General features: G+C 63.2%; 7 protein-coding genes. 4 read left to right on the top strand and 3 right to left on the bottom strand.

The features are described 5' to 3' along the window. Positions 1-229: 229 nt before the first annotated feature. The 3 genes from P3C50_RS11130 to P3C50_RS11120 are packed head-to-tail and all read left to right on the top strand — an operon-like array spanning position 230 to position 3,789. On the top strand, positions 230-889 hold the full coding sequence (locus P3C50_RS11130; protein WP_275546048.1) for a paraquat-inducible protein A: 660 nt from the start codon (positions 230-232) through the stop codon (positions 887-889). After that, positions 876-1,493, top strand: a complete 618-nt coding sequence (locus P3C50_RS11125) for a paraquat-inducible protein A (RefSeq protein ID WP_275546047.1) — start codon at positions 876-878, stop codon at positions 1,491-1,493. The genes P3C50_RS11130 and P3C50_RS11125 overlap by 14 nt, the downstream gene beginning before the upstream one ends. After that, entirely contained in the window at positions 1,486-3,789 is a 2,304-nt protein-coding gene (locus tag P3C50_RS11120) for a PqiB family protein (RefSeq protein WP_275546046.1), read from the top strand. Before P3C50_RS11125 ends, P3C50_RS11120 begins: the two co-directional genes overlap by 8 nt. A 135-nt stretch (positions 3,790-3,924) precedes the next feature. Here the strand turns inward: P3C50_RS11120 and mksF are convergent, their stop codons facing one another. From mksF to mksB, 3 genes are all read right to left on the bottom strand, one after another. After that, positions 3,925-6,756, bottom strand: a complete 2,832-nt coding sequence (gene mksF, locus P3C50_RS11115) for an Mks condensin complex protein MksF (protein ID WP_275546045.1) — start codon at positions 6,754-6,756, stop codon at positions 3,925-3,927. Next, positions 6,753-7,445, bottom strand: a complete 693-nt coding sequence (mksE, locus tag P3C50_RS11110; protein WP_275546044.1) for an Mks condensin complex protein MksE — start codon at positions 7,443-7,445, stop codon at positions 6,753-6,755. Before mksE ends, mksF begins: the two co-directional genes overlap by 4 nt. Before the next feature lie 243 nt (positions 7,446-7,688). Then, entirely contained in the window at positions 7,689-8,930 is a 1,242-nt protein-coding gene (mksB, locus tag P3C50_RS11105) for an Mks condensin complex protein MksB (RefSeq protein ID WP_197858279.1), read from the bottom strand. 348 nt (positions 8,931-9,278) lie between these two features. Here mksB and P3C50_RS11100 point away from each other — a divergent pair, with 348 nt between their 5' ends. Further along, positions 9,279-10,376 (top strand): carboxynorspermidine decarboxylase, encoded by a 1,098-nt coding sequence (locus P3C50_RS11100; protein ID WP_275546043.1) that lies wholly within the window; start codon positions 9,279-9,281, stop codon positions 10,374-10,376. The last annotated feature ends 111 nt before the right edge of the window (positions 10,377-10,487 follow it).

The raw sequence follows: 10,487 nt of genomic DNA, 5'->3' as shown, positions 1-10,487 counted from the left end.
CCCGAACTCAGTAGTGAAACGACGCATCGCCGATGGTAGTGTGGTGCTTCACCATGTGAGAGTAGGTCATCGTCAAGCTCCTATACGAAACCCCAGATCGCTAAAGCGGTCTGGGGTTTCTTCTTTGTGCGGCAGAAAAGTTTGGAAGAGCGGCTGCGCATCTAACGAGAGAGCATGTCGGCCTTTGGCGCCGCTCGGGTAGAATGCGCGAATTCTGCAGGGGACTTTCATGTCTGACTCGCCGCCCGAACCTTCCTTGTCATCCTTGCCGCTCGAGCAACTGGTCGCCTGTCACGAGTGCGATCTGCTGATGCGCAAGCCGTTGTTGCAGGACGGGGAAAGCGCCGAATGCCCGCGCTGTGGCTACGAGCTGTTCAGCCACCGGCATCATGTGGTGCGGCGTAGCATGGCATTGGTGCTGACCGCTTTGCTGTTGTACGTCCCGGCCAACTTTCTGCCGATCATGCAGCTCAATCTGCTGGGCCAGACTACGCAGGATACCGTGTGGAGTGGCGTACTTGGTCTCTACGAGAGCGGCATGCAGGGCATTGCCGTGGTGGTTTTCCTCAGCAGCATGGCGGTTCCGCTGCTCAAGCTGCTCTGCCAGTTTCTGGTGTTGCTGAGCATTCGTTTCGACTTCGGTCGCAGCTACGGTCTGTTGCTCTATCGGATCTATCATCATATGCGCGAGTGGGGGATGCTCGAGGTCTATCTGATGGGCATTCTGGTGGCGATGGTGAAGTTGATGGACCTGGCTGACCTGAGCCTGGGCCTGGGGTTGTTCTGTTTCATCGCATTACTGCTGGTGCAGGTGTGGCTTGAAGTGACCATGTCGCCGCATCAGATCTGGGAAGCGTTGTCCGGGGAGGATATCCATGCGGGCGATTGATGCCGGGCTGCAGGTGTGCCATGAGTGCCACCAACTCAACCCGATCGAAAAGGATGTCAGGCACCAGTACTGCAGTCGCTGCGGCGGACAGCTACACGCACGTCGACCCAATAGCCTGGCGAGTACCTGGGCCTTGTTGCTGACGTCGGCGATTCTCTATGTCCCGGCCAACCTGCTGCCGATCATGACGGTCAACAGTTTGGGCAGAGGCGCGCCAGCGACCATCATGGGCGGTGTGCTGGAGCTCGTTCACCTGGGCATGCTGCCGATTGCGGCTGTGGTGTTCATCGCCAGCATTCTGGTGCCCACGTTCAAGTTGGTGGGTATCGCTCTATTGTTGTACTCGGTGCAGCGGCATCAGCCGATGTCCGCTCGCCAGCGCATTCTCATGTATCGCTTCATCGAGTGGATCGGCCGCTGGTCGATGCTCGACATCTTCGTCATCGCAATTCTGGTGGCGTTGGTAAATTTCGGCAGCCTGGCCAGCATCGAAGCCGGAGCCGGCGCCGCTGCCTTTGCCTGTGTGGTGATCCTGACCATGCTGGCGGCACTGACTTTCGACCCTCGTCTCATCTGGGACAACACGGAAATCGACCATGACTGACCTTCCTCTGGCCAAGACGCGTCCCGCTTCGAACTGGTCGGCCATCTGGGTGCTGCCGCTTATTGCCCTGCTGATCGGCGGTTGGCTGGCCTGGCGTGCGTACAGCGATGCCGGTGTCGAAATCGAGGTGGTGTTCCTGACCGGTGAAGGCATCCAGGCCGGCAAGACCGAGGTGATCTACAAGGGCATGTCGGTGGGCAAGGTCGTGGCCTTGGCGCTGGATCGAGGTGAAAACAGCCGTGGTGTGATCGCGACCGTGGAAATGAACCAGGACATGGAAAAGAATCTGGGCAGCGAGACGCGCTTCTGGCTGGTCAAGCCCAGCGTCAGCCTGGCCGGCATTACCGGGTTGGAGACCCTGGTCTCGGGCAACTACATCGCCGTCAGCCCCGGCCAGGGCGATCTGGCGCGCAGCTTCACGGCGCTTGCCGACGCGCCGCCGATGTCCGACAGCGAGCCAGGCCTGCACCTGACCCTCAAGGCCGAACGACTGGGCTCGCTGAGCAAGGACAGCCCAGTGTTCTACAAGCAGATTCAGGTCGGCCGGGTGAAGAGCTACAAGCTCGGCGAAGACCAGAGCACGGTCGAGGTGAAACTGTTCATCCAGCCGCAGTACGCCAACCTGGTACGCAAGCACACGCGTTTCTGGAACGCCAGCGGGATCTCCATCGACGCCGGCCTCTCGGGCGTCACGGTGCGCACCGAGTCACTGGCCAGCATCGTGGCCGGCGGTATCGCCTTCTCCACGCCCGAACACCGGGCCGACAGCCCACCTACCGACCCCAGCATTCCCTTCCGCCTCTACGAGGACTACGACGCGGCCCAAGCCGGCATCAGGGTCGCGCTGAAGCTGCAGGATTTCGAGGGGCTGGAGGCCGGTCGCACGCCGGTGATGTACAAAGGCATCCAGGTCGGGCAGATGAAAACCTTCAAGGTCGATACCGATCTGAGCGGCGCACAGGTCGAGCTGATGCTCGATCCGCGTGTCGAAGATTACCTGGTCGAGGGCACCGATTTCTGGGTCGTCCGTCCTTCCATTTCGTTGGCCGGCATTACCGGCCTGGAGGCGCTGGTCAAGGGCAACTACATCGCCATGCGTCCGGGTGAAAGCGGCAAACCGGCGGCCCGCTCCTTCGAGGCCAGGGCCAAGGCGCCGCCACTCGATCTGGGTGCGCCCGGACTGCACCTGGTGCTGTTCAGCGACACCTTGGGCTCGATGGAAGTGGGCAGCCCGGTACTCTACAAGCAGGTGCGGGTGGGCTCGGTACAGAGCTTCCAGTTGTCGCGTGATGACCGCCAAGTGGTGCTCGGTGTGCATATCGAGCCGGAGTACACGCACCTGGTGAACACCTCCACGCGCTTCTGGAACGCCAGCGGTATTACCCTCAAGGGCGGGCTGTCGGGTGTCGAGGTCAAGAGCGAGTCGCTGCAGACCTTACTGGCCGGCGGTATTGCCTTCGAGACACCGGATCTACAGGCCAGCAGGTCGAACCGCCAGGTGCAGCGCTTTGCGCTGCACGCGGATCGTGAAAGCGCCTTGCAGCTGGGGCAGCAGATCAGTATTCGCGTCAGTGACGGCGACGGTCTGCAGCCAGGTACGCTCGTACGCTACAAGGGCCTGGAGGTCGGCAAGGTGGAGAACCTGAGCCTGACCGATGATCTGCAGGCGGTGATCCTGAATGTGCGTATTACTCAGGCCGCCGAGCAGATCGCCCGTGAGGGTACGCAGTTCTGGGTGGTGAAGCCGGAGTTGAGTCTGACCCGCGCCGCGAATCTCGGCACTCTGGTCAGCGGTCAGTATCTGGAGGTGCAACCTGCTGGCCTGAAGGGGGCACGCCGTAGCGAATTCACCGCGTTGGCCAGCGCCCCGAATCAGGCTGTGCGCGAAGAAGGTTTACGACTGGTGCTAAGTGCGCCGCGGCGCGGTTCGATCAAGCCGGGGGTGATCGTCAGTTACCGCGAGGTGCCGGTGGGCAAGGTGGTGGATTTCGAACTGGGGCCGACCTCGGATCGTGTATTGATCCATGCGCTGATCGAGCCGCGCTACGCGCCGCTGGTGCGTTCGGGCAGCCGTTTCTGGAACGCCAGCGGTATTGGTGTGGATGCCGGGCTGTTCAAGGGCGTGAAGGTGAGAACCGAGTCACTGGAGGCATTGCTCGAGGGCGGCATTGCCTTTGCCACGCCGAACAATCCGGAAATGGGCGGGCCGGCGTTGCCGGGGCAGACCTTCGCGCTGTTCGAAGAGCCGGCTGAAGGCTGGCTGGATTGGGCACCGAAGATTGTGCTGGAGAAGTGAGCAGACCATAGATGAAAGGGCCGCAATGAGCGGCCCTTTCATTTTCAGTCTATTAAAGCTCGCGGCTGAAGCGGAATGCCGCCCAGCCGCTCCTACACAAGGCTGTCTGTAGGAGCGGCTTCAGCCGCGATGGGGTCAGGCCGGCTCGGCAGCTTCCTCCTGCGCAGGCTCCTGCGCCTTGGCACTTTCGCGCGGCTTGATGAATTTCCAGTCCGCCTCGTCGATATAGATGCCGTTGGGGCCGCTGCCACCCTCCAGATCGATGGCCACGTGAGCCGAGACCTGTGGCTTGACCGAGGCCAGGATCGGCACGAAGCCAAGCTGCAGGCTGGTCTCGATCAGGGCCTGCTGGTTGCGTTCGTCGATGTCCGCCGCCTCGTCGAGGTAGTAAGGCAGACGCACGCGCCCGGCCTGCTCGCGATCCATCAGATGCAGCAGCAGGTACATGTTGGTCAGCGCCTTGATGGTCATCGTGGTGCCGTTGGAGGCGGCGCCATCGATGTCCGTGTGGATCACCGGCTGGCCATGCACCTTGGTGATCTCGAAGGCCAGCTCGAACAGGTCCTTCAGGCCCAGCTGGTTGCCGTTGGCGGCCACCAGGCGCGACAGGTAGTCCTTGGCCTCCTCGTTCTTGGCGTCCTGCTCGGCCGATTGCGACAGGTCGAACACCGACAGGGTTTCGCCTTCCTCGTACTGGCCGGCGCTGTGGATGATCTGGTCGATATGGCGCAGGGCTTCCTTGTTCGGCGCCAAGACGATGCGGAAGCTCTGCAGGTTGGAAACCTGGCGCTTGTTGATCTCACGGTTGAACAGCGCCAGCTGGTGCTCCAGGTTGTCGTAGTCGCTGCGGATGTTGCGCAGGGTGCGGGCGATATCGGTGACTGCCGCACGTCTGGCCTTCGCTAGAGTGAGGGCTTCGTCCTGGCGGTGGGCGTAGGCGTTGACCAGCAGTTGCAGGCGGCGCTCGACATCGTCCTCGCTGTCGAACTTGGCGACGCCCTTCAGGCGTACCTGGGCGTAGAGTGCTTCGATCTGGCCGTCGACACGTTGCAGCGCCTGCCAGGTGTCCTGGTAGTCGTTGAGCAGCGGAAGCAGGTTGTCCAGCGAGTCGTCCACCGGCTCCATGAACGGCGTGCCGAAGGGCAGGTCGGCCGGCAGCAACTGGCGACGACGCAGGGCGTCTTCCAGGGTGCGTTCCTTGGACTCCAGATCACCGATCTGGCGGCTGATCAGTTGCAGCTTGGCGGACAGTTGCTGCACGCGCTCGGCGAAGGCATCGCTGGCGCGCTTGAGCTCGTCCTGGGCGCCTTCCAGTTCGGCCAGACGCTCCAGTTTCTGCGGCTCCTCGGCAGCCAGGGTCTGGCTCTTGCGGAAGTCTTCCAGGGCCTTCTGCGCATCCAGTACGGCCTGGTACAGCGTTTCGGCCTGGGCCTTGCTGGCGGCGCGGTCGGCAGCCACCGACTGCTGGGTCTTGAGCTGCTTGAGCTCGCGCTCCAGGCGATCCTTCTGGTCGCGCAGGGCGGCACGGTCGGCCAGTGCCTGCAGCGCCGGGGGCTCGATATGGCTGAGGTCGATGGACAGGCCCGGCACGGCGAAGGTATCGCCCTTGAAGCGATCCAGCACCGCCTCGACGGCCTTGACCCAGTCGTCGCCCTCGGCCTGGATGCCTTTCTCACCCAGCGGCAGGCTGAACAGCTGGCCGTTGAACAGGCGCATCAGACGGTCGACGTCAGCCTGGGAAAACTCCTCGCGTAGGCGCGAGTAGCTGTTGTTGTCGGCGTGGTCGAGCTGCTGCTTGACCGACTTGAGACGTTTTTCCAGGTCGCGCAGGCGCTCGTCGAGGTCTTCGCTGGAGAACTGACGGGACTGCGCCAGGGCACCGGCCAGTTCGTCGTGGGCGTCCTTGGCGGCGAGCAGTTGCTCTTCCAGTACCTTGGCATTCTCCACCAGGGCAAAGCGGTTCTTCAGCACCGCAAGCTCGCCCAGCCAGCGCTGGATTTCGCTGATCTCGCGCTCCAGGCGCATCAGCTCGGCCGTGCCGCCGCGCTGCTCGTTCTGCAAGCCGTCCTGCTCGTTTCGATAGTGCTCAGCCTGAATGACCAGCTCTTCCTTGCGCGCATCGGCGTAGTCGTGCCAAGTGCCCAGCAGGTTATCGAGCAGCGGCGAGAGGCGGTGCAGCTTGCCGCGCAGCACTTCGCGCTGAGCCACGCCCGAGGCCAGTGCTTCGATCAAGGGGCCGGCGGTCACCAGAGCCTGGTAGTCCTGCTCCATGCGGCGCACGTCGCGGAAGGCTTCCTCGGTGGCGGCGATGTAGTCGACGCTGCCCGAGCGCAGGCTGTGCTCGAAGGCATCGAGGAACAGCTGCTTGAGCTTGGCCGCAGTGATTTCGCGCATGTGCAGCAGGTTGATGAACAGCGCGCGGAAGGTCTTCAGGCTCTGCTCGCTGGTCGAGCGCAGCGGGATCAGGGTCAGGTCCAGCGGGATGCTGGTGTGGCCGCCGACCAGCAGGCGGCGCAGTTCGTCGGGCTTCAGTTCGTAGGCGGTGATGCCAGCCTGGCCGAGGTTCTTGAACAGTTCGCGCTGACGCAGGCAGGTGCCGTTCTGCTGGTAGTGTTCCAGATCCAGCTCGCCGGCGTAGGCGAAGAACTGGTGGCTGAAGCCGCCACCCGGGCCGCGACCAGCCACGCCGATCACATGCGGGCCGTGGGGCAGGGCGACTTCGACGAGGATGTAGCTGGTATCAGAGGCGAAGTAGAACTTGCGCGAGGCTTCCAGGCTGTACTTGCCGAAGCTCATGTCCGACATGCGCGCCAGGATCGGGAACTGCAGGGCGTTGATCGAGGCGGATTTACCCAGGTTGTTGGCGCCGTAGACCGACAGCGGGTTTTCCAGCGGGAACAGGCCGAGGCTGTAGCCGGCGGTGTTCAGCAGGGCGAAGCGGCGAATGCCGTAGCGTTCCTGGCTCATGCGTCCATCTCCTGTGCGGCGCGTTCTTCTGCCATGGCGCGGGCCAGGGCGTCTTCCTCGGATTCGTCGGTGTCGATGGCAACTGCCGTGTCGACATCGCCGTCATCGTCCAGCAGCACCGGTGCCGGCAGCGGCAGGTCGCTGCTGTGCAGGCTGGCAGCCAGGTCGCGGTCGTGCTGCACCGACAGGCAGACGTCGAGGAAGCGGTGCATCGGCGGCAGGAAGCGGTACACGCCGTTGCTGTCCTCGGCGAAACCAAGCTGCACGAGACGGCGGATGATCTTGTCTTCCAGCTCCTCGAAGGTGGTGACCTCGGCCTGCAGGAACAGGTCGCGGTACTTTTCCAGCAGCGCTGGCAGCTCGTCACGGCCGATGCTGCCGCCGTCGAGTACAGAGAGCGGGTCGCGGCCCTGGTCGGCCAGGTGCTCGACCAGAATGAAGGTGAACAGCGCCAGGCGCTGTGCAGTCTTGTTCACCTGCGGCGCCACCTGCTCGGGCACGAAGTAATAGAAGCCACGCGGGTCGCAAACCAGCTCGAAGCCGAGGGCGCGGAACAGCGCGCGGTATTGGTCCTGCATGCTGGACAGCTGGGCGTAGCACTCCGGCTCGCTGCGCGAGATGTGGTAGCCCTTGAACAGGTCGCGGAAGGCGGCCGCGAGCTGGGTCATTTCTTTCAGGTCGATATTCATAGACGGTGCTCACGGGCAAGCGTTGGGTCGAGTGCGGTTGAGCGCGCTCCACCTGATAGGTCGAAATGGCCGATGGTGGGCAGGAGTAGGGTGGACGACGCTTCATCCGTCCACCGCCCGGTGATCGACGAGGTGGACAAGGAAAGCGTTGCCCACCCTACGTGATGGTCATGCACTGGCGAGTCCTGCTGCCTGGCAATCGCCAAGGCGGACAAAAAGGGCGTTGTCCGCCCTGCGTCGCGTTCAAGCATGGGGGCGGCCCACCAGGGCGTAGGAGCTGATGCTGATTTCGTGCTCGCGGGTCAGATAGGTCTGGCGTTCCAGACGGTCGCGCTGGAAGCGGCCTTCGCGTGACAGTCGCGAGAACCAGTAAAGCAATTCGTCTGTGGCGCCTTCCGGTTCCTGCTCCAGCAGCCAGGTCATCAGATCCGGCAGCGGTAGGGCCTGCTCGCAGCGCTCGATCATTTCCCGCGCGGTTTTCGGCGCCTTGGGCGCGCCGCCCTTGCGGCTGCCGCTGGCCTTGGGGAAATGCGCCGGCTTGGCTTCGAAGCGCGCCAGGGCGTAGACGTAGGCCTCGACCTGGCTGGCCGAACCGAGGAAGTTGCTTTGCGGCCGGGTGAACAGCGGCATGGCCGCCTGCGGCACGGCGTCGATGCCCTTCTTGCGGATCACCGACAGCGCCAGCGCGGCGCCGCGGGTCACGGCGTTGTGCCGGCGCGCTTCCTCGCGTAGCGGCAGCAGCAGCTCGCGGGCCTTGCGCAGGGTCAGCTGGGCGGTGGTCTGCATTTCCAGGATGCGCGCATGGGTGCGCAGCAGCAGGTCGTCGTCGACCAGTTGGCCGAGGCGCTGCTGGTCACCGAGCAGGCGCAGCAGCACCTGTTCGACGCGGCGCACGCCCTGCTCGAAGGCGCCATCGGCGGCGACCAGCTGGATCATCGGCTCGACGTACTCGTCCCAGGTGGCCAACACCTCGGCGTAGCGCTGGCGCAGGGGGATTTGCCGATCGCTGGTCTTCGCGCGGTCGGCCACGCCAACCAGCGCCTGTTCGTCGTTGGCCAGTTTCTTCAGCACGTCGCGCACGCGCATATCGAGCAGGCGCAGCTGGCGTGCCAGGTCGTTGGCGTCGCGCACCTCGAAGGCGTCCTGGATATAGCCGGCCAGGCGCTCCAGATGGCGCAGGTAGGCTTCGATCTCCAGGCACAGGCCGAGGCGGTGCTCGCGGCGCAGGTAGGCCAGGAAGTCGTGGATCTGCGCGTTGAGCTCGAAACGATTAGGGCTCTTGGCCACCGGCACCAGGATGTCCAGGCGGATCCAGGTGTCGAGCAGGGCAGTGGTGTCGCTGGGCGTGGCGTCGGGCAACTGCGTGGCGAGCTGGCTGCGCAGCTCGACCAGGCTCAGGGTGCCGGCGTCGAAGCGCTCGCAGAGCGGTTCGAGCAACGTCCAGTGTTCGGCGAGGGCGCGCAAAACGCGCTTGGGATCGATCATCGAGGCGCCGGGTTCCAGGCAAGTGAAAAGGAGTGATTGTACTGCAAGGAAGGGGCCTGTTTTGAGTGTCTGTCGATCAGAGGCCGGCGAGCGACAGGTTGTTGCCGTATGTTACGTGCTGCGCAGGCGTAACCGAGCTGTCATGGGGGCGTCATGCGTACTGGGCAAGCTCGGCGACAGGCCGATCAGTGAAGGGTGAGCCCAGCGGGCAGAGTTCGCCAGTGATCGGTCCGGGGATGAAATGCCCTTGGTGCCCTTTCGATATGCGTCAGTTATCGGCACAATTCGCGTCCACTTTTTTCCGGGGGCTGAAAGCCCTCCATTGGCCGACCTTGCTGGGGCGACGAGATGATCCAGACGCCGTACTACCTCATCGACAAACAGAAGCTTCTGGTCAACCTGGAGAAGATCGCCTACGTGCGCGAGAACTCCGGTGCCAAGGCGCTGCTGGCGCTGAAATGCTTCGCCACCTGGTCGGTGTTCGACCTGATGCAGCAATATATGGACGGCACGACCTCATCGTCCCTCTATGAGTTGAAGCTGGGCCGGCAGAAGTTTGCGGGCGAAACCCACGCCTACAGCGTGGCCTGGGCCGACGACGAGATTGAAGAGATGGTCGCCAACTGCGACAAGATCATCTTCAACTCCATTGGCCAGCTCGAACGCTTCGCCGAGCGTACCCAGGGCACCATCCGCGGCCTGCGCGTCAACCCGCAGGTGAGCAGCTCCGACTACCTGCTGGCCGACCCGGCGCGTCCGTTCAGCCGCCTGGGCGAATGGGACCCAGCCAAGATCGAGCAGGTCATGGGGCAGATTTCCGGCTTCATGTTCCACAACAACTGCGAGAACGGCAGCTTCGAGCTGTTCGACAAGATGCTCACCACCATCGAAGAGCGCTTCGGTCACCTGATCGCCCAGGTCGAGTGGGTCAGCCTCGGCGGCGGCATCCACTTCACCGGCGAGGGCTATCCGATCGACGCCTTCTGCGCGCGCCTTAAAGCCTTCTCCGAGAAGTACGGCGTGCAGGTGTATCTGGAACCGGGCGAGGCGGCGATCACCCTGAGCGCCTCGCTGGAAGTCACCGTGCTCGACACCCTGTACAACGGCAAGCACCTGGCGGTGGTCGACAGCTCGATCGAAGCGCACATGCTCGACCTGCTGATCTACCGCCTCAACGCCAAGATGGCGCCCAACGATGGCGAACATACCTACATGGTCTGCGGCAAGAGCTGCCTGGCCGGGGATATCTTCGGCGAGTACCAGTTCGACAAGCCGCTGCAAATCGGCGATCGCCTGTCGTTCATCGACGCGGCCGGTTACACCATGGTCAAGAAGAACTGGTTCAACGGCCTGAAAATGCCGTCCATCGTGGTCAAGCAGCTCGACGGCAGCCTCGAGGTGGCCCGAAAGTTCGAGTTCGACGACTACCTGTCCAGTCTGTCGTGATCTTGTCGTAGGGTGGATGACGCTTTTCCCATCCACCATGGCGCAGGTGTTCGGTGGACGGATGAAGCGTCGTCCACCCTACGATTTCCAACGTAATCATTGTCCAAAACG

This window comes from Pseudomonas sp. Marseille-Q0931 (assembly GCF_940789645.1).
GTDB lineage: Bacteria > Pseudomonadota > Gammaproteobacteria > Pseudomonadales > Pseudomonadaceae > Aquipseudomonas.
Note: the sequence above shows the minus strand (reverse complement) of the source record. Positions and strands in the feature narration are given on the sequence as shown.

What these genes read in the sequence shown, in the direction of transcription:
- P3C50_RS11130 (WP_275546048.1), top strand. Translation starts at nt 230, where the DNA reads ATGTCTGACTCGCCGCCCGAACCTTCCTTGTCATCCTTGCCGCTCGAG.
- P3C50_RS11125 (WP_275546047.1), top strand. Translation starts at nt 876, where the DNA reads ATGCGGGCGATTGATGCCGGGCTGCAGGTGTGCCATGAGTGCCACCAA.
- P3C50_RS11120 (WP_275546046.1), top strand. Translation starts at nt 1,486, where the DNA reads ATGACTGACCTTCCTCTGGCCAAGACGCGTCCCGCTTCGAACTGGTCG.
- mksF (WP_275546045.1), bottom strand. Translation starts at nt 6,756, where the DNA reads ATGAGCCAGGAACGCTACGGCATTCGCCGCTTCGCCCTGCTGAACACC.
- mksE (WP_275546044.1), bottom strand. Translation starts at nt 7,445, where the DNA reads ATGAATATCGACCTGAAAGAAATGACCCAGCTCGCGGCCGCCTTCCGC.
- mksB (WP_197858279.1), bottom strand. Translation starts at nt 8,930, where the DNA reads ATGATCGATCCCAAGCGCGTTTTGCGCGCCCTCGCCGAACACTGGACG.
- P3C50_RS11100 (WP_275546043.1), top strand. Translation starts at nt 9,279, where the DNA reads ATGATCCAGACGCCGTACTACCTCATCGACAAACAGAAGCTTCTGGTC.